Source organism: Bradyrhizobium sp. MOS003 (assembly GCF_003020125.1).
Lineage (GTDB): Bacteria > Pseudomonadota > Alphaproteobacteria > Rhizobiales > Xanthobacteraceae > Bradyrhizobium.
This window is the reverse complement of sequence record NZ_PYFW01000007.1, coordinates 136,268-158,446: the sequence shown is the minus strand read 5'-3', so window position 1 is coordinate 158,446 and position 22,179 is coordinate 136,268. Positions and strand designations below refer to the sequence as shown.

Annotated in this window: 21 protein-coding genes and 1 pseudogene; 10 read left to right on the top strand and 12 right to left on the bottom strand. The window is 64.4% G+C overall.

The window, feature by feature from the left end:
* The first annotated feature begins 19 nt into the window (after positions 1-19).
* Positions 20-211 carry a hypothetical protein gene (locus C7G42_RS26560; RefSeq protein WP_106951884.1) on the top strand — a complete coding sequence of 64 codons (192 nt, stop codon included), beginning with the start codon at positions 20-22 and terminating at the stop codon, positions 209-211.
* Positions 212-235: 24 nt separating this feature from the next.
* Here C7G42_RS26560 and C7G42_RS26555 read toward each other — a convergent pair whose 3' ends face one another.
* From C7G42_RS26555 to C7G42_RS26535, 5 genes are all read right to left on the bottom strand, one after another.
* On the bottom strand, positions 236-1,675 hold the full coding sequence (locus C7G42_RS26555) for a serine/threonine protein kinase (RefSeq protein WP_106951883.1): 1,440 nt from the start codon (positions 1,673-1,675) through the stop codon (positions 236-238).
* A gap of 6 nt (positions 1,676-1,681) precedes the next feature.
* Complete coding sequence (locus C7G42_RS26550) at positions 1,682-2,422, bottom strand: metallophosphoesterase family protein (RefSeq protein ID WP_106951882.1); 741 nt, start codon at positions 2,420-2,422, stop codon at positions 1,682-1,684.
* A gap of 160 nt (positions 2,423-2,582) precedes the next feature.
* Complete coding sequence (locus tag C7G42_RS26545) at positions 2,583-3,188, bottom strand: hypothetical protein (RefSeq protein WP_106951881.1); 606 nt, start codon at positions 3,186-3,188, stop codon at positions 2,583-2,585.
* Positions 3,181-3,867: a DUF2135 domain-containing protein gene (locus C7G42_RS26540; protein ID WP_106951880.1), complete on the bottom strand. Its 687-nt coding sequence runs from the start codon at positions 3,865-3,867 to the stop codon at positions 3,181-3,183. Before C7G42_RS26540 ends, C7G42_RS26545 begins: the two co-directional genes overlap by 8 nt.
* Positions 3,864-4,658, bottom strand: a complete 795-nt coding sequence (locus tag C7G42_RS26535; protein WP_106951879.1) for a MotA/TolQ/ExbB proton channel family protein — start codon at positions 4,656-4,658, stop codon at positions 3,864-3,866. Before C7G42_RS26535 ends, C7G42_RS26540 begins: the two co-directional genes overlap by 4 nt.
* A gap of 185 nt (positions 4,659-4,843) precedes the next feature.
* On the opposite strand from C7G42_RS26535, the gene C7G42_RS26530 reads away from it, so the two are divergent.
* The 3 genes from C7G42_RS26530 to C7G42_RS26520 all read left to right on the top strand — a co-directional run bounded on the left by C7G42_RS26530 (position 4,844) and on the right by C7G42_RS26520 (position 7,306).
* Positions 4,844-6,214, top strand: coding sequence for a sensor histidine kinase (locus C7G42_RS26530; RefSeq protein ID WP_106951878.1), 1,371 nt, complete (start codon positions 4,844-4,846; stop codon positions 6,212-6,214).
* Positions 6,215-6,221: 7 nt separating this feature from the next.
* Positions 6,222-6,872, top strand: a complete 651-nt coding sequence (locus tag C7G42_RS26525; RefSeq protein WP_106951877.1) for a response regulator — start codon at positions 6,222-6,224, stop codon at positions 6,870-6,872.
* A gap of 113 nt (positions 6,873-6,985) precedes the next feature.
* A complete protein-coding gene (locus C7G42_RS26520; RefSeq protein ID WP_106951876.1) occupies positions 6,986-7,306 on the top strand; it encodes a hypothetical protein in 321 nt (106 codons plus the stop codon).
* 35 nt (positions 7,307-7,341) lie between these two features.
* Here C7G42_RS26520 and C7G42_RS26515 read toward each other — a convergent pair whose 3' ends face one another.
* A complete protein-coding gene (locus C7G42_RS26515) occupies positions 7,342-7,929 on the bottom strand; it encodes a TetR/AcrR family transcriptional regulator (protein ID WP_199581160.1) in 588 nt (195 codons plus the stop codon).
* A 558-nt stretch (positions 7,930-8,487) separates the two neighbouring features.
* Here C7G42_RS26515 and purB point away from each other — a divergent pair.
* A complete protein-coding gene (purB, locus tag C7G42_RS26510) occupies positions 8,488-9,795 on the top strand; it encodes an adenylosuccinate lyase (RefSeq protein WP_106951874.1) in 1,308 nt (435 codons plus the stop codon).
* 112 nt (positions 9,796-9,907) lie between these two features.
* The gene (locus tag C7G42_RS26505; protein WP_106951873.1) at positions 9,908-11,080 is read left to right on the top strand and encodes a M20 aminoacylase family protein; all 1,173 of its coding nucleotides are present in this window, start codon (positions 9,908-9,910) and stop codon (positions 11,078-11,080) included.
* A 160-nt stretch (positions 11,081-11,240) separates the two neighbouring features.
* On the opposite strand, the pseudogene C7G42_RS26500 reads toward C7G42_RS26505, so the two are convergent.
* The 5 genes and pseudogenes from C7G42_RS26500 to C7G42_RS26480 all read right to left on the bottom strand — a co-directional run.
* Positions 11,241-12,077 (bottom strand): annotated as a pseudogene (locus tag C7G42_RS26500) (caspase family protein); the annotation flags it as partial.
* A gap of 23 nt (positions 12,078-12,100) precedes the next feature.
* Entirely contained in the window at positions 12,101-13,894 is a 1,794-nt protein-coding gene (locus C7G42_RS26495) for a caspase family protein (protein ID WP_106951872.1), read from the bottom strand.
* Between the two features lie 214 nt (positions 13,895-14,108).
* The gene (locus tag C7G42_RS26490; RefSeq protein WP_106951871.1) at positions 14,109-16,016 is read right to left on the bottom strand and encodes an acyl-CoA synthetase; all 1,908 of its coding nucleotides are present in this window, start codon (positions 16,014-16,016) and stop codon (positions 14,109-14,111) included.
* Between the two features lie 155 nt (positions 16,017-16,171).
* A complete protein-coding gene (locus C7G42_RS26485) occupies positions 16,172-17,056 on the bottom strand; it encodes a hypothetical protein (protein WP_245427962.1) in 885 nt (294 codons plus the stop codon).
* Complete coding sequence (locus C7G42_RS26480) at positions 16,995-17,339, bottom strand: hypothetical protein (protein WP_245427960.1); 345 nt, start codon at positions 17,337-17,339, stop codon at positions 16,995-16,997. The genes C7G42_RS26485 and C7G42_RS26480 overlap by 62 nt, the downstream gene beginning before the upstream one ends.
* A gap of 203 nt (positions 17,340-17,542) precedes the next feature.
* On the opposite strand from C7G42_RS26480, the gene C7G42_RS26475 reads away from it, so the two are divergent.
* Complete coding sequence (locus tag C7G42_RS26475) at positions 17,543-18,637, top strand: SecDF P1 head subdomain-containing protein (RefSeq protein WP_106951869.1); 1,095 nt, start codon at positions 17,543-17,545, stop codon at positions 18,635-18,637.
* Between the two features lie 253 nt (positions 18,638-18,890).
* Positions 18,891-19,697, top strand: coding sequence for a Crp/Fnr family transcriptional regulator (locus C7G42_RS26470; protein WP_106951868.1), 807 nt, complete (start codon positions 18,891-18,893; stop codon positions 19,695-19,697).
* Between the two features lie 10 nt (positions 19,698-19,707).
* Here C7G42_RS26470 and C7G42_RS26465 read toward each other — a convergent pair whose 3' ends face one another.
* On the bottom strand, positions 19,708-20,349 hold the full coding sequence (locus C7G42_RS26465) for a glutathione S-transferase family protein (protein WP_106951867.1): 642 nt from the start codon (positions 20,347-20,349) through the stop codon (positions 19,708-19,710).
* A gap of 174 nt (positions 20,350-20,523) precedes the next feature.
* Here C7G42_RS26465 and murI point away from each other — a divergent pair, with 174 nt between their 5' ends.
* Both murI and C7G42_RS26455 read left to right on the top strand, forming a co-directional pair.
* Entirely contained in the window at positions 20,524-21,315 is a 792-nt protein-coding gene (gene murI / locus C7G42_RS26460) for a glutamate racemase (protein ID WP_106951866.1), read from the top strand.
* Between the two features lie 61 nt (positions 21,316-21,376).
* Positions 21,377-22,150: an HpcH/HpaI aldolase family protein gene (locus C7G42_RS26455; protein WP_106951865.1), complete on the top strand. Its 774-nt coding sequence runs from the start codon at positions 21,377-21,379 to the stop codon at positions 22,148-22,150.
* The last annotated feature ends 29 nt before the right edge of the window (positions 22,151-22,179 follow it).

Here is a 22,179-nt window from a genome sequence, read left to right as displayed (position 1 = left end):
CTTCCTTTCCGGACACCCCATGAAACCGCACTGCCCGAACTGCCTGAAAGAAATGACCAAGGCATCCGCCTCGCGTAACCTGTTCAATTGCGAGCCCTGCCGCGAGATCATCCAGTATTTTGGCGGCAGCGCGGATCACGGCGAGCCCGGACCGCAATTCTCGTGGCCGATCCGCCGCAAGCGCGTCGCCCACACCGCCCGCGCGGCTTGATCAAGCCTCAAGTCGGCAGGCGGCCTAACCCGGCGCTTCGCCGGTATCGGACTCGCCGGCTTCCCCCGCCATTCGCGGCGGCCGCACCACGGTGACTGTGCAGGACGCTTCCGCGGCCACTTTGGCCGAAACGCTGCCGAGCAGCGTGCGCCTGAACGAACCCTGCCGCGCCCCGATGATGACGTGGTCGACATGGTTGACCTCGGCGAATTCAAGGATCGCGGCGGCGGGATCGACCGCCTCCAGCACATGAGCCGACAGCCGGCTCTCATCCAGCTTGAGCGGCGTCGCCCAATGCCTGAGCGCGACCAGCCGGTCGATATGCTTGTTGGAGCCCTGCTCGTCCAGCGTCCGATCAATCGCGATGCGGTTGAGCTTCAGCACATTGAGGCAGGCAAGCCGCGCCGACGGCAGGGTAGCGAGGATGCGCTCGGTGGTGACGCGCAACGCCTCGTTCAGCTCCGGTGCGCCTTCCGTCGTATCGAGCGCCACGGCGAGGATCGGGCTCGATGCGATCTGGGCGGCGACATCCGATTTCGCGCGTGGCGCCATGACACCCTGGTTGAAGCGGCGCCGCCAGGCGATACCGAGGGGGTCACGCTTCATCCGTTCCGAGCGCGTCGTGAGCCTGATCTGATCCGGATGGGTGAGATCGAACGCGAGCTGGGACGCCGTCGGATAGCGCCGCACCGGCTCGATCTCGAGGCACCGCAATACCACCTCCTGGAGCCATGGCGGATAATCCGCGCGCAAGCTACTCGGCGGATGCGGATCGCGCCACAGCCGGCGCCGCATCGCGCGCAACGTCTCGCCCTCGCCGAACGGCCGCTCGCCGGTGGTAAAGAAATAGAGCAGCACGCCGAGCGAAAACAGGTCGCTGCGCGGATCGTCGCGCACCCCTGACAGCCGCTCGGGTGCCATGTAGGGCGCGGTGCCGTAAGGCAGGCGGAATTCCTCCTGCAGGAGATCCGGCAGATGGTTGTGATGCGACAGGCCGTAGTCGATCAGCACAGCCTCGCCGCTCTCGCGGAACATGATGCTGCTCGGCTTGATGTCGTGATGGATCACGTTCTGGCGGTGCAGATCGGCAAGCGCGGTTGCGATCCTGGCAACGAGCAGCCGCGCTTCGTCGTAAGGCAACGGCAAGTCGGGCAGCCGCTTATAGAGCGTGGTGCCGCCGATACGCTCGATCACGACATAGGGCTGGTGCGCGAAATCGCCGGTGCCGAAACAGGCCGGGACGTGCGGACCCGCCAGTCGCGGCAGGATCATCATCTCCATCTCGAAGGAAACGATCGCGGCTGGGTCCTCGCCCTCCGACACCCGCGGGATCTTCATCAGCAGGGGCACGTCGATGCCGGGATGGGTGACCGTCCACAGTGTCGCCATGCCGCCGGCATGAACGCATTCACCGATGGTGTAACCATCGATCACCGCGCCGGATTTGACCAGGGGCTTCGGCATCGGCCTCTAGCGCCCCTGCGAGAGCCGATCGGCGAGCCAGTGCGGCAGGCCGTTGTCGCGAATCCTGTCCGCCGCGGTCCCGATGTCGTAAGGCGCGCGGCAGTAGGTGATCTGGCACGTCTCGGTGTCGAACAATACGAAGGCCGCCGACGGATCGCCGTCGCGGGGCTGGCCGACCGAGCCGAGTACGGCCAGCCATTGCCGGCCGCGCAGAAGCTGCACCGGGACGTCGGTCTTCGGCACGAAGCTCGTCATCTTCGCCGTCACCGACATCGAATAGAGCGCGGGACGATGGATATGGCCGCAGAACGTGACATGGGCGGGCGTCGCAATCAGGCTCTTGGCGGCGTCCACCGTCGAGCGGACATAGTGCCAGCGTTGGGGGCTGGAAGCTTCCGAATGCACGAAGAGACGATCGCTATCCTCCACCAGCATCGGCAGTTCGGTCAGGAAGCGCCGCTGCGCGGTATCAAGCCGGCCGCGGGTCCATTCGATTGCGATTTGCGCCTCGGCGTTCATGGTCTCCGTCGGGGAATTGACCGCCTGGTCATGATTGCCGCGGACGGCGATCGCCCCCTGGGCAACGAGCTCCATCGCGGTATCCACCACCCATTCCGGATCGGCGCCATAGCCGACGAAATCGCCGAGCAGGACGAACCGCTCCGCGCCCCTCGCGCGGGCAACCTTCAGACAGGCCTCGAAGGCCTGCCTATTGCCGTGGATATCCGAAAAGACAGCTAGCAGCACGCCCCCTCCACCCTCCAATTCTTAGTGAAGGCCGGTAAGGCCAAATTGAGGGAAGTCAAAACCATGCGCCAGCGCCGCGCCGTTTACCAGCGCAGCCTTTCGGGGATAATTCTGCGGCGATGATCCCGCGGTGATGCTCCTGGCGGCGATGGTGACGAGCCTATTGCTCGTCCTTTGGCGGCATACGGGGCGGCGGAAGCGGCGTGAAGCTCACGCCTTGCGCGCCGGCCGGCGGCGCGATGAATTCGCCGGTCGAGGAATCACCGCCGGTCGTTTCCATGATCGTCTTGGGCGTCACATATTCCCGGACCATGTCGATGAGGCTGCCATCGCCGCCGCCGAAATCCGCGGCGCGGCCACCTTGCGGATGTCCCAGAGCGATCTCGTTCTCCGCGGCATGGGTCTTGTCGGCAAGGGCGTCGTTATAGGGCACGCGGAACGCCCGTGGGATGCCGCTCGGGCGATTGTCCTCGTCCAGTTGCTCGACCCACAGATAGATCGCGCCGGGATCGCCCTGAAGCGAATGCGGCTCGACGATACGGGACTTCAGCAGCTTGAAAGTCGCCGGCAGCCGGTCGGAGCTGGCCCAGCCGAGCAGCCCGCGCATTTCGCTGAAGCTGACGACATAGAAGGCACTGGTCACGACAACGGCGACCGCCTTCAGCGACCAGTGCAGGCGCGCGTAGACCAGCACGATCAGCAGCAGCGCGCCGATCACAGCATAGGCGAGCGACAACGTGAGGATGACCGTTTGCAAATTACTCACGGATCGTCCTCACTGCCGGAATCCTGACCCCGGTGTTGGGATCGACACCGGCGCCGTTGGCTCTCACGTTGCGGAAGGTCTCCAGCAGCGATTTCGGCCGCTGGCTCACGTCGATGACCTTGCCCTCGGCATCGAGCCGGAACCGCACCGCGGTCTTCTCGTCGCCGGTGTGGTCGAGCGTGAACTTGTTATCGAAGACCACCTGCGCGGTCGGATTGAGCTTCTGCACCTTCACATTGGCCGTGACGGGCTCGCCGGTCGTGGCGACGAAATGCGAGACGTTCACCGTGTATTCGCCTGGGACGATGCCGCGCACCGTGACGATCTCCTCGCGGATCGGCGAGGCGATCTTCTTGCCGGCGACCATGATGAAGTCGTTGGCGCCACCACGGTCGTCGCGATCGAGGGTCAGGAAGCCGGCCTCACGATGGCGATACCAGGCGATGTTTCCGGCGGGATCCTGTACGAACAGGTCGAGATCGTCGGGGTGGCTGTCCGGCCAGTCGAGCGTGATGATGAACTCCGCCTTGGAGTCGATCTTGCCCTCCTTGGCATCCGGGGAGACCGCGAGCAGCGCGAGGAAAAACAGGAACGCGATCACCTGGAGCGCCTTGAACAGCATCACGCCCAGCGGATCGAACGGCTCCTCGCGCGGATAGAGACCGAAATCATCCATCATGGCGGCGTTCCGGAGCCCTTGTCGGAGCTCTTGTCCGAACCCTTGCGCTCCAGCACCGGCGTCACATAGGTTTCGGTCAGCACGACCGCATCCGAGAACACCCGCTGTGTCGCGGCGTCCAGCATGTAGTACTGAATGCGGACCAGGATCGAGCCGACGAGGCCGGCGAGCGTCGTGTACATCGCAACCGCCATGCCGTCGCTCATCAGCCCCATCGAAGAGCGCATCGCGACCTTGTCGGCAGCATCCAGCCCCGCGATCGGCGCCAGCATGATGATGAAGCCGACGATGGTGCCGAGCAGGCCGAGCTTCATCAGCGTATCCGAGACGAAGGCGCCGAACCCATTGGAGCCGCGCAGCCGGTCCGCGAGCGTCCGCAGCAGCAGCGTCTGGTCCACCGGGCGAAAATCCTGCGCGGCCGCCTTCGTCACCAGACTCTGGATGTGGTCGCGCACCAGCCCGCGCGGCAGCACCGCCGCGTTCGCATCGAGCACCTTGCCGCCGTCAGGCGCCGCGAGCGCCTCACGGCAGCGCCGCGCCGCTGCGCCTTCACGCGCGATCGCGCGCGTGCGCAGAAAACAATGGCCGCAAGTCAGGACATAGAGCACCGCGATGACGCTGGAAATGTAGGTCCGGTCCGAGGTCAGCATCAGATGGATCAGGCCGAACCGCCACAACAGCACGACGGCGAAGATCGAGAGCCCCGTGAAGATCATCCAGAACAGGAGCGCTCTGCGCTCGGACGGGTCGGTCGTCGCAGACGCGATCGGTCCAATCGTGATCGAACTCATGCTGCACTGCTCCTGGCCAGTAACGTTTCCCACCCGATTAGATCAAAACAGCCGTATGAGGTCCAAAGACCCATGCCCAATCCGGCTTGGGAAATTTGCCCGAGCTGCAATCCGGCCCCACCCCGCAATTGGCAAGGCGCGGCGGCGTTGTTAGGCTGAGCTTATCAAACGTCGAGGGTGATCGCATGCGCCTCGTACTTCAGCTTGTCGCCCGTCTGCTGCTTATCGTGGCGCTGTGCCTTGGCGCGGCAACCATATGGGCCACTTTCGACGCCTATCGCAGCGTCGACCGCGCGACTGCGGCCTCCGCGCAGCGGGTCGCGCAGGCGCTTCAGGCCTTGTACTGGCATGAGTTTTTGTTGCGCAGCAGCAGAACGCGCGAGCAGCTTTTGCCGGTTCCGGAGTGGCGCACACTGGAGACGATGAAGCTGATCTCGCCGGGAGTCTGCGTCGAGTTCCAGCCGGCCATCGCATTTGAAAAGCCGCTCTGCGGCCAGAGCGAGGGGCTGGGCAAAACCCCGCCGCGCTGGTTCGCATCGATCGTGCCGATCTTCCTCGGCAACCATGCCGAGGTGATACGGCCCGTCAGTCCCCGCGCCGCCTCGGCCGGAACGGTGGTCGCGACGCCGGATGCCGCGGCCGCCATCTCGCTCGCATGGGAATACATCCTCAACGTGATCGACGTCGCGCTGTTGATGGCGGCCGCGATCGCGCTGCTGGCTTCGCTGGCGATTGCCCATGCGTTGGCCCCGGCGCGCACGATCGTGACCGCCCTGCAGCGCATGGCGCGCGGGCAGTATCGCACCAAACTGCCGCGCTTCCGCTCGATGGAACTGGCAATGATCGGCGGCGCCGTCGACGAGCTCGGCGGCCGGCTGGAAGAAGCCACCGAGCAGCGCGCTGCGCTGACGCGGCGCCTGATCGAAATCCGCGACGACGAGCGCCGCGCCCTCGCCCGCGAGCTGCACGACGAATTCGGGCAGAATCTCTCCGCCATCCTCGCCTTTGCCAATACGATCGAGACGGCGAGCACGAAGGGAAAAACCGACAGCGGCATCGCACAGGATGCGCGCATGATCTCGCAGGCCACCCATCATCTGATGGCCTCGCTGCGCGATGCGCTGAAGCGCCTGCGCAATCCCCTGCCTGATGAGCTTGGGCTCGAGGCAAGCCTCGTCAATCTCGTCGACAGCTGGCGCTCGCAGAGCGCGGCGCGGCCGATGATCCAGCTCGATCTCCGGGGTGACCTCACCGACATCAGCGGTCCGGCCGCGACCACGGCCTATCGGGTGGCACAGGAATGCCTGACCAACGCGCTGCGTCACGGTGCGGCGCGGGAGATCTCTTTGCGCATAGAACGCCGGGCCGGCGAGGACGACGCGCTGCTGATCCGCGTCGAGGACGACGGCGGCGGAGATGCTGAGCGCGTCGCGCAATCGGCCGGCTTCGGCCTGACCGGCATCCGCGAGCGCGTCACGGCGGCCGGCGGATCGCTGTCGATCCTGCCTGCGAGAGGCGGCCTCAGCGTCGCCGCCACCATCCCGCTCGCCGCGTGAGGGCGGGATGAGCGAGGTCGCAGCAACAGGCATCTCCGTGCTGCTGGTGGACGACCACCCGATCGTCCGGCAAGGCTATCGGCGCGTGCTGGAAAGTCAGGGCGATCTGCATGTCGTGGCGGAAGCCGACAACGCCGCGGACGCCTACGGCGCATTCAAGACGCATGATCCCGATGTCGTCCTGCTCGACATTTCGATGCCCGGCGCGAGTGGTCTGGAGGCGATCCGCAACATTCGCGCGCGCAGCCCGCGGGCGCGGATCCTCGTCTTCACCATGCACAACGAGGCCGTGCTGGTAAAAGCCGCCTTCGGCGCCGGCGCCAGCGGCTTCGTCACCAAGAGCAGCGAACCGTTTGCCGTCGTCACTGCGATCCGCGCCGTCGCGCGCGGCGAGCGGGCCATGAGCGACGATATCGCACACATCCTCGCTGAGGACAGCCTGTCGGCGGGCTCAGTGTTGGATCAGCTGGGCGAACGCGAGATCGAGATCCTGCGCCAGTTTGCCGGCGGCGCCACCACCGAGCAAATCGCTACGCATCTCAATCTCAGTGTGAAGACAGTGCAGAACTACCACTATCTGATCAAGACCAAGACCGGCGCGCGCACGGATGCACAGCTTGTGCGGCTCGCGGCGACGTGTGGGTTGACGAGGATCTAGCAGCAGCGCTGCCGCATTGCCCTGGTCCCCTGAAGCTTCTCAAACTTCCGAACGAAATTGGAACGGACTCCATCCGGGTCTGGTTATTCCCGGAGTGAAGGAGTGACGAGATCATGAGTAAGGGTCATCACAAGGCAGCCGACCATCACCCGATCATCACAGTAGGCGACCTCATCGACGAGCTCTGCCGCTTGCCTGACACAGCCGTCGTCCACTTCCGCTGTCCCATGCTCGATCAGGAGCTAACCTTCTACCGACTTCGCAAGCGGTCAAAGGACGCCGTCGAAATCGCGGTCAATGCCTATCCGAACAGTCCGCCGATCGTGGCGTCGGCTGATCATGCCTTCCACGCGCGAAGACATGCTGCTTCAGCGCCCTCGCTTGGCGACAGCACTCTTCTTCACAAGGCGAGTCTTCACAAGGCGAGAGGTTGATCGGCAACTCGGCGGATTGAACGGATCCCGCGGCCTCAGGCGGCCTTCAGACCGCGCAGCAGCAGCGCGAGCATCGCATCGACGCGTGCGGGGAGATCGGCATCCTTCCACTCGTCGGCATGCGCCGGATGGTGGAAGCGGACGGTGGCATCGAAGATCGCGCGCGCGGTGGTCTTGACGTCGCCCGGGGCGAAGACACCCTGCGCCACTCCATCAGTCAGGATCGCAGAGATCTGGTCGATCATCGTGTCCTTGTGGCATTTGACAGCCGCGCAGGCCTCGCGGGCCAGCGTCAGATAGGTATCGAACATTTCGGGGTCGTCGAGCACGCGCGACCGCTTGGCGGCGAACAGCGTGCGCAGCCAGCGATCCAGTCTTGCCGGCGCCGGGCCCTGCTCCTCGGCGATCTGGCGCAACGGCGCGTCGATACGGTCCAGCCAGCGTTTGGCGACGGCCTCGCGCAGCGAGGCCTTGCTCGGGAAATGGCGATAGACGCTGCCGTGGCTCACATCGAGCGCACGGGCAACATCGACCACGGTGGCCTTGGCAAGCCCAAAGCGCCTCAGCACGTCCTCAGTGACTTCGAGGATCCGCTCCGGCGTCAAGACAACGGCTTCATTCATGCCAGCACCATGTTCCCGTTCAGGGCTCAGTTATCCGGCGATCGAGCTGCTTCCGAAGCGCCCATTGCCGGCCGTTCGGAAAGCTCTCGCCTCAATGAGGCAGTTTTGCAGCCTGCGCCGCAATCTGGCGCGCCACCAGTAAATTGAGCCAATGCCCAATTGTGCCGGTGAGATTGATGATTTCGGTCGTCATTGTCGTAAGTCTCCATTCGTCCGCGCTTCCCGTTCTTCAATCCGCCCTTCGATCCGAGCTTGGCTCGGATGTCGGGCTCTCCGGGTCTTGTCGCGGGACACCCAATCGGAGCGTCCGAAAAGGCATATACACGTCTCGATGACATATTTCAATATCTGTCAGTCAATGATCCGTGATTGATAGCCAATATTTGCGGTCAGGCCCGTGCCCGGCTAGCCGTCCGGTGGATAGGCTCGGCGTTCCCCCTCTCCTGGGGCCCAGACCGTTTGTTTCGTCCTGCCCGCTCTGTTAAATCACGGCGTAAAAAGCATTTTGGCCGGCGCTGCCCCTTCGCGACCGCCCGCCCACCTTCCTGGAGCCGTCAGATGATCCCCCGCTATACCCGCCCGGAAATGGCCTCGATCTGGGAGCCGCAGACCCGGTTCAAGATCTGGTTTGAGATCGAGGCGCATGCGGCCGACGCGCTGGCCGAACTCGGGACCATCCCCAAGGAGGCCGCCAAGACGGTCTGGGCCAAGGCCAAAAACGCCACCTTCGACGTCGCCCGCATCGACGAGATCGAGCGCGAGACCAAGCACGACGTCATCGCCTTCCTCACCCACCTCGCCGAGATCGTCGGCCCCGAGGCGCGCTTCGTGCACCAGGGCATGACCTCTTCCGACGTGCTCGACACCTGTCTCAACGTCCAGCTCACCCGGGCCGCCGACCTGCTGCTCGCCGACCTCGACAAGGTCCTCGCCGCACTGAAGAAGCGCGCCTTCGAACACAAGATGACGCCGACCATCGGCCGGAGCCACGGCATCCATGCCGAGCCCGTGACCTTCGGCCTCAAGCTTGCTTATGCCTATGCCGAGTTCTCGCGCGCCAAGGAGCGCCTAATCGCGGCGCGCAAGGAAGTCGCGACCTGCGCGATCTCGGGCGCCGTCGGCACCTTCGCGCAGATCGATCCCCGCGTCGAAGAGCATGTGGCAAAAGCCATGGGTCTCGCCCCCGAGCCGATCTCGACCCAGGTGATCCCGCGCGACCGCCACGCAATGTATTTCTCGACGCTGGGCGTGATCGCCTCGTCGGTCGAGCGCATCGCGGTGGAGATCCGCCACATGCAGCGCACCGAGGTGCTGGAGGCCGAAGAGTTCTTCTCGGAGGGACAAAAAGGCTCCTCCGCGATGCCGCACAAGCGCAACCCGGTGCTGTCGGAAAACCTCACCGGCCTCTCCCGCATGGTGCGCGCCTATGTGACGCCGGCGCTGGAGAACGTGGTGCTCTGGCACGAACGCGACATCTCGCACTCCTCCGCCGAACGCATGATGGGTCCGGATGCCACCGTGACGCTCGACTTCGCGCTGGTGCGCCTCGCCGGCCTGATCGAGAAGCTGCTGGTCTACCCCGCCAACATGCAGAAGAACCTCGACCGCCTCGGCGGCCTCGTGCATTCGCAGCGCGTGCTGCTGGCCCTGACCCAGAAGGGCGCGAGCCGCGAGAACGCCTACAAGCTGGTGCAGCGCAACGCGATGCCGGTCTGGCGCGGCGAAGGCGATTTCCTTGTTCTGCTGAAGAAGGACGCCGAGGTGAAGAAATATCTCACCGACGCCGAGATCGAGGAGCAGTTCGACCTCGGCTATCACCTCAAGCACGTCGACACGATCTTCAAGCGCGTGTTCGGCGAAAGCTGAGCGTCACGTCCGTAGCCCGGGTGAGCGCAGCGATACCCGGGTATCCTTTCACAAGATCCCGGATGTCGCTTCGCTCATCCGGGCTACAGCAAGAACGAGAACGGATCCCCCCATGCCCATCGTCAACCGCGTTGCCGCCCTCTCCGACGAAATGGCCGCCTGGCGCCATGACTTCCACGAGAACCCGGAGCTGCTCTACGAAGTCCACCGCACCGCCGGCATCGTCGCCGACAAGCTGCGCGAATTCGGCTGCGACGAGGTGGTGACGGGCATCGGCCGCACTGGCGTGGTCGGCGTGATCCGCGGCCGCAAATCCGCCTCCGGCAAGACCATTGGGCTCCGCGCCGACATGGACGCGCTGCCGATCATGGAAACCTCGGGCGTGGCCTATGCGTCGAAAGTGCCCGGCAAGATGCACGCCTGCGGCCATGACGGCCACACCGCGATGCTGCTCGGCGCTGCCAAATATCTCGCCGAGACGCGCAATTTCGACGGCACGGCGATCGTGATCTTCCAGCCCGCCGAAGAAGGCGGCGGTGGCGGCAAGGCGATGGTCGAGGACGGGCTGATGACGCGCTGGAACATCCAGGAGGTCTACGGCATGCACAACATGCCCGGCCTTCCCGAAGGCCATTTCGCAACCACGCCCGGCGCTATGCTCGCCTCCTCCGACAACATCCAGATCACGGTTCACGGCAAGGGAGGCCACGCCGGCGCGGGCCCGCACAAATCCGTCGACAGCGTGCTAATCGGCTCGCAGATCGTGAATGCGCTGCAATCAATCGTGGCGCGCAACGTCGATCCGCTGAAGTCGGCGGTCATCTCGATCACCCAATTCCACTCCGGCACGGCCTTCAACATCATCCCGGAGATCGCCGAACTCGGCGGCACCGTGCGCACACTCGACCCTGAGGTGCGCGATCTCGTCGAGCGCCGCATCGGTGAGGTCGCCGAGAGCGTTGCCCGCGCCTATGGCGGCTCTGCCGAGACGAAATACACGCGGATGTATCCGGTGACGATGAACCATGCGCGCGAAGCCGGGCTTGCCGCCGACGTCGCCCGCGACATCGTCGGCGCCGATCGCGTCAACGACAAGTTCATCCCGATGATGGGGGCCGAGGATTTCTCCTTCATGCTGGAGGCGCGTCCCGGCGCGATGGTGCTGGTCGGCATGGGCGACGGCAACGAGTGCCATCACCCCTCTTACATCTTCAACGACAACATTTTGGGTCACGGCGCGTCGTTCTGGGCGCGTCTGGTCGAAACGCGTATGCCGGCGGGATAGAGCTGCTTGTCACTATATTCGTAGCCCCGGTGAATGAAGCGAAACACGGGAACGCTTGCGCCGGACTCGTAGCAGGGTTCCGGATATCGCCGCATTGATCCGAACTACGCGCTCAGATCACTCCAAAAGCTACGGGGCACGAACGTCAATTGCATTCTTCGTCCTCGGCGGCCTTGGCAGCGGCCGCGGCCTTTTCCAGCTCCACCTTGTGGGCACGTTCGGCCGAGAGCTTCACCTTCTCCAGCTCGGCCTGCCGGGCTTTTCGGTTGCGGTCGCACGCTCCTCCTCGGCCGCAATCTTCTTCAACTGCACGCGGGCGAGGTTGGCGTAGAAGCCGTCCGGATAGGTCTGCAGGAAAGCTCCCCAGGCCTCACGCAGGCCCGCCTGAAGCGCAAGCCCATAGTCCCGGCGCACGCTATCCTGCGGATTGGCCTGCGGTCCCGCGACAGCGACCGCCTTCGCCGGCAGCAGCGACACATCGTCGCCGCCGAGCGCTCCATAGACATAGGGCTCCTGCCTGCCGCCGGTGTTCTTCAGGACGTCGTCCCGCACGAAGCCGAACGCCTTGCGCAGACCAAGCCCCGGTTTCGGCAGGTGCTCGACCAGTGACATGGCGAACGGGCTGTTGCGGGAATCGCCGTCAGACGCCGTTGATCCCGCCTTGGCCGCGAACGCAATCATCGTGTTCGGGCTGGTCGGCTCGACCTTGGCAAGCCCGCGCCCGATCGCGCGCGAGGCCACGGCGCGCCGCATCGTCTTCGCAAACGGATTGTCACGACATGCATCGATAAGGACGAGGCGAAACTGCTTTGCAGGCTCGATGCTCACCAGTACGCGATCGATCGGCAACGCCTCGTCATAGACGTCGGTGTCGGTCTCGAGCGCGGCATCGGTCGGGATCAGGTAGTGGTGCCGTCCACTCCATGCGGTGGCCCGCATAGTAGATCACCGCGACATCGGCATCCCGAGCACGTCCTCCGAACTCGCGCAACGCCTTGCCCCGAGCGCGATGCCTGGCCATCAATTGCACACCTCGCCTGTGATCTTGACACTGGCGTTTGCATTAGGAACTAGCCCGAGACGACAACCCTTTGCGACGGGCCTGCATCCAGCGCTATTGCAAATTATCTGCCCGGAGGCTTGTGACTTCGGCGTAGCAGATTCCGCTTCCCTTCGGCCTTGGTCTCGCCTTATGGACTCCTCACGCGCAACCGGCTTCTTCTCCTGGATCTTTTCGCACTCGTTGTCGTCGCCGACGCGATAGCCGGCCCGGCAGGTGATCTTCACACATTGATCGCCGTCGGCCTTGAAGCCGAAATTGCACACCAGCGGGCAGACCCGGCCCGGCTTCGCCTTCAGCGCATCGAGCGCGTCCACGCTCGCGAGCTTCACGTCGAGCTGGGTGCCTGCATATTTGTTGAACAGGGTCAGCGAGCGCTGCGCGGCGGCGCTCCAGTCGCCGTCGGCGCCACCGGACAGGCAGCCGACGCGGCGCAATTCGGTCTGCACGCTTTTCGCGAGGTCAGCCGCTGACAATGTGGATGTCGGCGCAGGCGCGAGGGCCGCCACTTTCTGGTCTGCTTCCGGCATCTGCCGATCGGCCGCTGGCTTTGCGGCCTGCTCCGCCTTCTCCGCCGCCTGCTTGGCGGCGAGTTCGGCCTTGGCCTTCTCCGCCGCCTGCTTCTCGGCCAGCGCTTTCGCCGCCGCCGCCTCGGCCGCTTTGCGCTGCCGTTCGGCCGCTTCCGCCTTCGCCTGCTCGATCTGCTTCTGCTTTTCGGCGGCGATCCGGGCCTCTTCCGCTGCCTTGGCAGCCGCAGCCGCCTTCTCCTGCTCGGCCTTCTGGGCGCGCTCGGCGACGAGCCTCGTCTTTTCCTGCTCGGCCGCCTTGGCCTTTTGTTCAGCCGAAGCGCGCGTCTCTTCGGCGCCGATCTTGTTCAGCTGGCCCTTGGCCAGGTTGGCGTAGAAACCGTCGGGGTATTGCGCCAGGAATGCTTCCCAGCCATCGCGCGTCGCAAGCTGGAGCGCGAGTTCGTAGTCCCTGCGGATGGCTTCCTGTGGGTTGGCCTGGGGACCGGTTGCCGCCGGCCTTACCACCAGGGGCACGTCGTCGCCGCCGAGCGAGCCGTAGACATAGGGCTCCTGCTTGTAGCCGGTAGCCTTGAGCACGTCGTCGCGCACGAAGCCGAAGGCCTTGCGCAGATCGAGGCCGGGCTTTGGCAGGTGCTCGACCAGCGCGGTGGCGAACGGGCTGTTTCTGGAATCGCCATCGGACGCCGTCGAGCCGGCCTTGGCCGCAAAGGCGATCATCGTGTTCGGGCTGGTCGGCTCGACTTTGGCCAATCCCCGACCGATCGCGCGCGAGGCTAGCGTGCGCTTCATCGTCTTGGAGAACGGGTTGTCCCGGCAGGCGTCGAGGATGATCAAGCGCAGCTGCTTGGCCGGCTCGACCGCGAACAGCGCACGTTCGACCGGGATGGTCTCGTCGAGAACGTCGCCATCCGTCTCCAGCGTGGCATCGGTCGGAATGAGATAGTTGGTTCCGTCGAGTTCGATGCCGTGGCCCGCGTAGTAGATAACCGCCATGTCCGCATCACGCGACCTGCCGGCAAACTCACGCAGCATGCGCCGCATCTCGCTGGCGCTGAGGTCCAGCCGGACGTCGACGGAATCGAAGCCGGCCTTCTTGAACATGCCGCCGACCAGAGTGGCATCGTTCGCGGGGTTACCCAACTTGGGGGCGCTTTTGTAGGCGGAATTGCCAATGACGAGTGCCACCCGGCGGTCGGCTTGCGCCGGACCGCAGGCAAGTCCCATCGCCAATATCAACAATGCAAATAGCCGAACCGGAATCACTTGCGTCCCCCCGGATGCAATTCCATGAGACTATTCGGTAGTGTCGCCGATTACCAATTCTTCCTATGTGACACCAGTCACATAGAGCTTTCCAGCTGCGATATGGGTAGTGCGGCGAAGCGTCGCCCCTCACTGTCGAGCTGGGCGACGCCAAAACCTGATCTGTTTGGGCTCGCTAAAGCTGCACCACCTCGTGACGCATCACGAAGGGTGCAAGCAGCGCGTGTACTTCGCTCGCAACCTCCTCGCGCTGTTCCGGTGGCAGGCCAGCAAGGGTCACAGTGGCGATCGATCCGTGACTGCCATGAGCGCCGACCTTGACCTCGCAATCGATGCCGCGCGCGACCAGCGGCGTGAGCACCTTGGCGAACACGCGCTCGGCCGCGTCCCAGCGCAACTGCGGCTTGAACACCTTGCCGACGCCGGTCACCGGCATCGGATCGATCGGAATGACTTGCACCGGGACGGCTGCACGCTCCGGGGTGCGCTCGCGCACCCACGTCTCCAACTCGCCCGGCTCGACTTTTGCGCCCGGCTTCAACTGCACGTATCCCACCGGCAGTTCGCCGGCATAGGCGTCGGGCTGGCCGACGACGGCGGCGAAGCCGACCGCGGGATGCCGGAACATGATCTCCTCGATCGGCGCGGGATCGATGTTGTGGCCGCCACGGATCACGAGATCCTTGGCGCGGCCGGTGATCCAGAGATAGCCGTCGGCATCGAGCCGGCCGAGATCGCCGGAATTGACCCAGACGTCATCGACGAAGGCGCCCTTGTTGTGCTCGTCGTTGAGATAGCCGCCGAACACGCCGGGCCCGGCCATGATGACGACGCCGATCTCGTCAGGCTTGCAGTCGCGGATCAGGCGGCCATCGGCATCGAGCTGCACGATGCGCACGCGCGCATAGGGCATGGGAAGGCCGACCGAGCCAAGCCGGATCGGCCGCGACGGATAGGCCAGCGTGTGCACGCTCGAAGTCTCGGTCATGCCGTAGACCTCGACCACTGGCAGCTTCAGCTTGTCCTGGATCGCCGAGCCCACCGCGACGGGAATCGCCGAGCCGCCGCCGGCGGCATATTTCAGGCTGGAGATATCGGCTTGATCAGGCGGCACCGCGAGCGTCGCCGCGAGCACCGTCGGCACGCTCGACAGTGCCTCGGGCTTGAAGCGCTCGACCAGCCGCCAGATGTTCTTCACCGCATTCGGATTGCGCCAGCCGCTCGGCGAGAGCACGACAAGCGAGCCGCCGCTCGAAAACGTCAGCAGCACCTGCGTCAGCGATCCGCCGACGTGAAACAGCGGCATGCCGAATAGCAAATTGCCGCCCGGCTTGGCCTTCAGCAGCAGATTGAGTGCCCAGGCCTGGTAAACCTGATTGGTGTGAGTATGCCGCACCAGCTTCGGCGTGCCGGTGGTGCCGCCGGTGTGAAAATAGGCTGCAATGTCACTGCCCAAAATCTTGCGCCCGCTGACAAGCCGGTCCGACGGCTGCTGCCTAATCAGGTCGTTGAAGGCGAAGATACCATTCGCGGGATCGCCGCCGCCAAACACCTGCACGATCGCCTTGAGGTGCTTCAATTGCGGGCGGATCTGCTCGACCTTCTGCCAGATGTCGGTGCCCGGCATCGGCCCGAGAGCCACCAGGATCTTGGTGTTCGCCGCCTCCAGGATTTCCGCGATCTGGTGCGGCTCCAGCAGGGGATTGACGGGATTGGCGATGCCGGCGGCCTCGGCGCCGAACAGCGTCACGAAGGCATCCGGCACCAGCGGCAGCATGAAGCTGATGACGTCGCCTTTCTCCGCGCCGAGCGCGTGAAACATGTTGGCAGCCTGCGTGACGCGCGCAATGAAATCGCGGTACGTGACCACCAGCGGCGTGTCGGCGGGATCGGCGTTTTGCAGAAACTGGATCGCCGCCCCGTCGGGATTGCGCGCCGCACCGAGCTTGATCGCGTCAAACGTGCTCTCGGCGGCAATGCGGTCCGCATAGGGGACTTGCTCGAACGCACGGACCTCCTCGTCTGTCGAAAGATCTGGATAGTCGCTGCCGATCAACCGATCGAGCGCGTGGATGCCCGCCATGGAATTCCGTCCTCCCTCAGATACATGTCCCCGCCCCTGTCTTTTGACATTTGGGTCGGCGAGGCCCCGAACCGATGGCCGGCAGGGCACAGACAGAATGATCGATGATTTGGCGTTCGTCCATGGCCGGCTGCGCAGGCTCACGCGGCGAGGCTTTATGGATGATCCGGCGACCAGCCTATTGCGTTGAAATCGGCTGGCGCAGGCATCACTTCGGGCTCGGCGGTTGCCTTACGCAGAATTGCGTCCGCGCGATTTAGGTCCGACATTTCGATCGGCACGCCCTCTTTGTCCACAGCGAGTCTTCCCGTCATCTCGGGCGGTGCGGTCATCACGTAGCGGTCCGCAGCTTCGATCAGACGAAGGACCTCGTCGCGAATGAAGGCCGCCGACCATTCGGATGGCAGGCCTTTCACAGCGGCGAACTCCTCGGCCGGGATCGATAACGCGTGCCGGCGAATTTCATCGGTGGTTCGACGCGGAGAGAAATTGGGCGGCTTGCCAGCCGCAGCAAGCACGAGCGGCCCGAGCGGACAATAGTCGTGGCCGATGGCGACGAGATCGGCGATGTCGCGCGCCTTGGAGCGACCTGCGGCAGCGAGCACCTTGTTGACTGCGAGATCCGCCTGATGGAGCCGCGCCCCCCATTGCTCGTCCTTCACGAGCGGAAAGAAGCGAAGTCGCGTCTCCGCGAACCACTGGATGACGGTCGTTTCGGAATCGCGCGAGATGGTCGCATCCACACAGCCATAGACGATGAAGTCGCGATGCGTCTTGAAGCCGGCGGTATCGAGGACGGCAAGATCGGCCTTTGCGCTCTCGGTCACCTCTTCATCCGTATCGTGGAAGATGTCGATGTCGTCGGATCGCCGCTGCCAATCCTTGTTGAGCATCAGGCCGCCGGCAAGATAACTGCTGTCCGAGCGATTTTGGGCGAGAAGTCTCAGAATGTCGCTCTGCAGTTTGCTGAGAGCCATCTCAGTTCTCCCTGGCGTTGACGCGGTCGAGCATCTTCCTGCCCATCGCAAAAGCTCGCGCATCGCCACGCTCGATCATGGCACGCGCGGCGACGGCGGCGCGGGACCGCAGATCGGGAAGCCGATCGAGATCGACATTGTCGAGAATGCGCGGTCCGTAGAGACGGAGTGCATTGTCGAGCAGCGATTGCAGTTCTTTGGTCAGGCGGTGCTCCGCGCGCATGCGCGAGGCGAGCGCCAGGACTTCGTCGCGTGCAGCCGGCGGAATCAGGACTTCGACACGCACGAGGTCGGCCGCACCACCCTGGCTGCGATATTTCCTGACGCGCTTGTTCGCAGGGATCATCGGCTCCTCGCTTCGCGAAACCTCAAAGCTACCACACGTATCCCGGTTACGCAAATTCGTATCCCGGTTACGACAACAAGACATTGTGATCCTTGGCTTAATTTGACTTTGTTCAAAAGGGTGAACCTCCTTGCGCCGTAGGCGGACCAACTCGCAGCAGCGGCTTCGCCGGACGGCGGGCCACGAGACGCGCGAAGGACACCATGACCACGCCCCTGCGAGACCGCATCACTCCGCTGCTCCTCGCACTTGCCGTGACATCTGGGATCATCGCTTCGGCCATCGCCCTGCCCCGCGCCGCGCTCGCCGGCGATAGTCAGCTCGACAAGATGCGCGCCAGGATCGCGGCATTCATCATCGACAAGATGGAGAAGCTGGGCGGATCGCGCATCGTCTACAAGGTGGACAGCGACGCCTTGCGGGAGACGATCACCACGGATCTGCGCGACGAGGTGTACAAGACCCTGCGCGACGGCAAGATCGCCTTCGCCGGCCTTACGATCCGCGATGGCGGCGTCGACGTCAAGATCGCGGACGCCAAGGGCCGAGAACTGCTCGCGCGCAAGCTCGCGTCATCCGCAGAGGGATTGCCCACGCACGCGCTCGCCGTGACCGACGCCGGAGACGGGCTGATCAGGCTCGCGCCAACTGACGCCGCCTCCGCCGCGCGGCTGCGCGATCTCGTCGAGGATTCCATCGCCATGATCGAGCAGCGCCTGAAGGACGCCGGCGTCACATTGGCCAGCGTCCAGCCTGAGGGAACGGACCGCATCCGCATCTTCCTGCCGGGCACGATGGAGCCCGAGCGCATCACTGCGATCTTTGCCAAAAAGGTCAAGGTCAGCTTCCGCCTGATCGACGTCACGATGTCGGCGGAGCTGGCGCAATCCGGCACCCCTCCGGCGGGCACGGATGTCATGTTCGGCTTCAAGGACAAGCGCCCCTATCTCGTCAAGGCCAGCGCGCTCGACGGCGACGACATCAGCTACGCGGGACCGGGATTGACAGGGGACACCAAGGAGCCGATCGCCTCGTTCCGCTTCAACGGCCGCGGTACGCGACGCTTCGCTCACATCACCGCTGAGAATGTTGGAATGCCCTTCGCCATCGCGCTCGACGACAAGGTGATCTCCGCCCCCGTGATCCGCGAGCCTATCACCGGCGGCTCGGGCCAGATTTCCGGGAACTTCACCCTGGAAGAGGCCAACAGCGTCGCGATGCTGCTACGCGCCGGCTCGCTGCCTGGACGTCTTGGCCTCGTCGAGCAACAGGTCGTCCAACCCGCCGCCAAGCCATAACGCGAAGATCGTCCGACGCGCCCGCCCCGGGGCGTCCGCCCTCTCCGCGACGCCGAAGCTCGCCTCCGAATCACGGCCGCGTCGCGGCCAGAGGCACAACCAACGGGCAATTGCCGAAACGCCCGATCAGGCTAAAATTTGCCTCTTGCGGCGTGACCGCCAAAGGCTTCATTTCAGGCGGCCGTCATTCATTTTCGGCTATACGTGTCGAGCATACCGACCAGGACTGAAAGCCTTACGCGGGGTTAGTACCATGCCGTCCGGCAGCGCAGACATATCCTCGATCCTCGACCGCATTCTCGATGCGGCAACGGACAACCTCAGGATCGCGAAGATCCTGGTCCAGATGGGCCTGGATCCGAACGACGTCACCTATGACGCGATCTTCAACCGGATGTTGGAGATCTTCGTCCACAATATCACGCTGGCCAATCTGTTCGCCGCGGTCGGCGCCGGCTTCTTCGTCGCGACCCTCCTGATGCGGACAATGGTGCCCCTGCGCGTCGCAAACATGATCGGCTGCGGGTTCTTCGCCGTTTTCGGCGCGCTCTCCGCCAACGTCGCGACGTTCCTGCTTTATCTGCTCCTGCTTCCGATCAACGCGCTGCGCCTGCGGCAGATGCTCAAGCTCGTCAAGAAGGCACGGCATGCCGCCGAAGGCGACATGTCGATCGAATGGCTCAAGCCATTCATGACCGAACGCAAATATCGCCGCGGCGACACGCTGTTCAAGCTGGGCGATTCGGCCAAGGAAATGCTCCTCACGGTGACCGGCAAGTTCCTGGTCAAGGAGATCAACGTCGAGATCGGGCCCGGCGCGCTGATGGGTGAGCTCGGCTTCCTCACGCCGGACAACCGCCGCACCGGCACGATCGAATGCATCGAAGACGGCCAGGTGCTGACGATCACCTATGACCGGCTGCTTGAGATCTACTTCCAGGATCCGCAGTTCGGCTACTATTTCCTGGTGCTGACCAGCCAGCGCCTGCTGCAGAACATCGATCGCTTGCAGAAGCAGCTGGCGACGGAGCGGGCGGCCACGACGAACAGGATCGCGTGATTGCCGCCGCTCAGTCGAGCAGCAGCGCCATGCCGGGATCGCCCTTCTCCATCGCGCGCCGGTAGGCCGGGCGGGCACTGACGCGGCCGAGATATTTGACCACGTTCGGGCAGCGCGCGAGATCATAGGGCTGGAAATAGCGCATCGTCGTCAGCGAAAAGCCCATCATGATGTCGGCGGTGGTGAAGGCCTTGCCTGCCAGATATTCGGCGTCGCGAAGGCGCGCATCGAGGAGATCGTAGGAGCGGTCGAGCCGTCCCTTCATGGCAAGCAGGGTCGGATTGTCCTTTGCAAGCTCAAGCCGATTTAGAATCATCATCCGCCCCATGCCGGGTTGCAACGTGCCATTGGCGAAGTGAAGCCAGTACAGGAACTGCGCGAAGGCGGGATCGTCGGAGCCGAGCACCAGGCGGCCGTTGCCGTACTTTGCGACGATGTAGTCGACAATGGCGCCGGACTCCGCGAGCACGAGATCGCCGTCGGTCACGACGGGCGCCGCCCCGCTTGGGTGCAGCGCCTTGTACTCGGGCGGTGCCAACATGGTGACGGGATCACGTGCGTAGCGCTTCAGCTCGTAGGGAAGCCCCAGTTCCTCGCACAACCAGACAATGCGCTCGGACTGAGACTTGCCGAGATGATGGACGGTGATCATGAGGCCTCCTGCAGCGGTAAGTTGGGCACCTCGTGATGACGCATATGGCCCGCCATTGCCAGAGGTGCATCTCGCTCCAGTGCCTGAGGCAGCGCGTCTAGCCTCTCCCAAGCAGTCCCGCCGCAAAATCGCCCTAAAAACCGAATGGTAACCATGACGGGCTAGGGTAATGACGTGACCAATTCTCCAACGATCCTGGTGTTCGATTCCGGCCTTGGCGGGCTCACGGTGCTCCGCGAAGTTGTGGCGGCGCGTCCGGACGCCCATTTTGCCTACGTCGCCGACGACGCCTTCTTCCCCTACGGCCATCACAGCGAGGACGAGATCATCGCCCGCGTCGTGCCGCTGATGGGTGAACTGATCGGCACGCATGACCCTGATATCGTCGTCATCGCCTGCAACACCGCGTCTACCCTGGTGCTGTCTCACTTGCGGGCCGCTTATTCCGTGCCCTTCGTAGGCACCGTGCCGGCGATCAAGCCGGCCTGCGCGCAATCGAGGACCCGCCGCGTCTCCGTGCTCGGCACCAAGGGCACGGTGAAGCGCGAATATACCAAGGCCCTGATCCGCGATTTCGCACAAGGGTGCGAGGTGACGCTGGTCGGCTCGCCCGAGCTCGCGTCGCTGGCTGAAGCCGAGCTCAGCGGTGCTTCCGTCAGCGACGGCGACATTCTGGCCGAACTCACCCCCTGCTTCGTCGGCGAAGACGCGACCTCGCGTACCGATACGGTGGTGCTCGCCTGCACACATTATCCGCTGCTGCTCGACCGGCTGAAGCGGCTGGCGCCCTGGCCGGTCGACTGGATCGACCCGGCGCCTGCGATCGCCCGCCGCGTCTCGGATCTGCTCGGCCCGCCGACCGACGGCATCGCACAGTCCGGCGCCGAGATGATCTTCACCTCGAACCGCGTGCACGGCCTCTCGGCCACGCTGACGCCGTTCTTTGGCGGCCGCGCCCTGGCCTGACTTTGCGCCTCGGCGTCGCGCTGCTAGGTTTTGCCGTCGCCACCTCACCGCAGGCCTTTCCATGTCGGTCCAGACCCCGCCGCTCAACCGCCTCCGCCAATTGTGGCGCGAGGGGCGCCCCGCCTTCGGCGCGATTGCGACCATCCCGAGCGTGCAGACGGTTCAGATCATGGCGCGCTCGCTCGACTGGATCATCGTCGATCTCGAGCATGGACCGATCGGCCTCACTGAAGCACACGCGATGATCGCCGCGACCACAGGCACGCCGTGCACGCCCTTGGTGCGGATCGCGGCGAACGAGCCGTGGCTTGCAAAAGCGCCGATGGACATCGGTGCCTTCGGCATCAACTTTCCGATGATCACGAACCGCGCCGATGCCGAGAAGGCGGTCCGCAGCGTGCGCTATCCGCCGCGCGGCGACCGGCTCTGGGGTCCGTTCCACGCCCCGTTCCGCTGGGGTCAGTCGATGCCGGACTACATGGCGAGCGCCGATGACGAAATGATCTGCATGATCACCATCGAGCATGTCGATGCCGTCAACCGCATCGACGAGATCATGGCGACACCGGGCATCGACGTCGCGGTGATCGGGCCCGGCGATCTCGCGACGTCCATCAACAAGCGCGGTCAGATGGACGATCCGGAATTGCTGGAGCTGGTCGCCCGCGCCGAGGCCGGCATCCTCAGAAGCGGCGTGCCGATCGGCGGCGTGGCCCGCACCGCCGACCAGGCCAACGCCTTGGTCGATCGCGGCTACCGCGCCATCGCCCTCGGCTTCGACTGGTCGCTGTTCCAGCGCGGCATCATGGCGGCATTCGAGGGCATCCGGCGCTGAGTAGACCGATGCCACCTTGCCGGGAACTG

What these genes read in the sequence shown, in the direction of transcription:
- C7G42_RS26520 (WP_106951876.1), top strand. Translation starts at nt 6,986, where the DNA reads ATGAGTAAGGGTCATCACAAGGCAGCCGACCATCACCCGATCATCACA.
- C7G42_RS26465 (WP_106951867.1), bottom strand. Translation starts at nt 20,349, where the DNA reads ATGATCACCGTCCATCATCTCGGCAAGTCTCAGTCCGAGCGCATTGTC.
- C7G42_RS26555 (WP_106951883.1), bottom strand. Translation starts at nt 1,675, where the DNA reads ATGCCGAAGCCCCTGGTCAAATCCGGCGCGGTGATCGATGGTTACACC.
- purB (WP_106951874.1), top strand. Translation starts at nt 8,488, where the DNA reads ATGATCCCCCGCTATACCCGCCCGGAAATGGCCTCGATCTGGGAGCCG.
- C7G42_RS26485 (WP_245427962.1), bottom strand. Translation starts at nt 17,056, where the DNA reads ATGCGCGAGCTTTTGCGATGGGCAGGAAGATGCTCGACCGCGTCAACG.
- C7G42_RS26560 (WP_106951884.1), top strand. Translation starts at nt 20, where the DNA reads ATGAAACCGCACTGCCCGAACTGCCTGAAAGAAATGACCAAGGCATCC.
- C7G42_RS26475 (WP_106951869.1), top strand. Translation starts at nt 17,543, where the DNA reads ATGACCACGCCCCTGCGAGACCGCATCACTCCGCTGCTCCTCGCACTT.
- C7G42_RS26535 (WP_106951879.1), bottom strand. Translation starts at nt 4,658, where the DNA reads ATGAGTTCGATCACGATTGGACCGATCGCGTCTGCGACGACCGACCCG.
- C7G42_RS26525 (WP_106951877.1), top strand. Translation starts at nt 6,222, where the DNA reads ATGAGCGAGGTCGCAGCAACAGGCATCTCCGTGCTGCTGGTGGACGAC.
- C7G42_RS26495 (WP_106951872.1), bottom strand. Translation starts at nt 13,894, where the DNA reads ATGGGACTTGCCTGCGGTCCGGCGCAAGCCGACCGCCGGGTGGCACTC.
- C7G42_RS26530 (WP_106951878.1), top strand. Translation starts at nt 4,844, where the DNA reads ATGCGCCTCGTACTTCAGCTTGTCGCCCGTCTGCTGCTTATCGTGGCG.
- C7G42_RS26470 (WP_106951868.1), top strand. Translation starts at nt 18,891, where the DNA reads ATGCCGTCCGGCAGCGCAGACATATCCTCGATCCTCGACCGCATTCTC.
- C7G42_RS26455 (WP_106951865.1), top strand. Translation starts at nt 21,377, where the DNA reads ATGTCGGTCCAGACCCCGCCGCTCAACCGCCTCCGCCAATTGTGGCGC.
- C7G42_RS26540 (WP_106951880.1), bottom strand. Translation starts at nt 3,867, where the DNA reads ATGATGGATGATTTCGGTCTCTATCCGCGCGAGGAGCCGTTCGATCCG.
- C7G42_RS26505 (WP_106951873.1), top strand. Translation starts at nt 9,908, where the DNA reads ATGCCCATCGTCAACCGCGTTGCCGCCCTCTCCGACGAAATGGCCGCC.
- C7G42_RS26490 (WP_106951871.1), bottom strand. Translation starts at nt 16,016, where the DNA reads ATGGCGGGCATCCACGCGCTCGATCGGTTGATCGGCAGCGACTATCCA.
- C7G42_RS26515 (WP_199581160.1), bottom strand. Translation starts at nt 7,929, where the DNA reads ATGAATGAAGCCGTTGTCTTGACGCCGGAGCGGATCCTCGAAGTCACT.
- C7G42_RS26480 (WP_245427960.1), bottom strand. Translation starts at nt 17,339, where the DNA reads ATGATCCCTGCGAACAAGCGCGTCAGGAAATATCGCAGCCAGGGTGGT.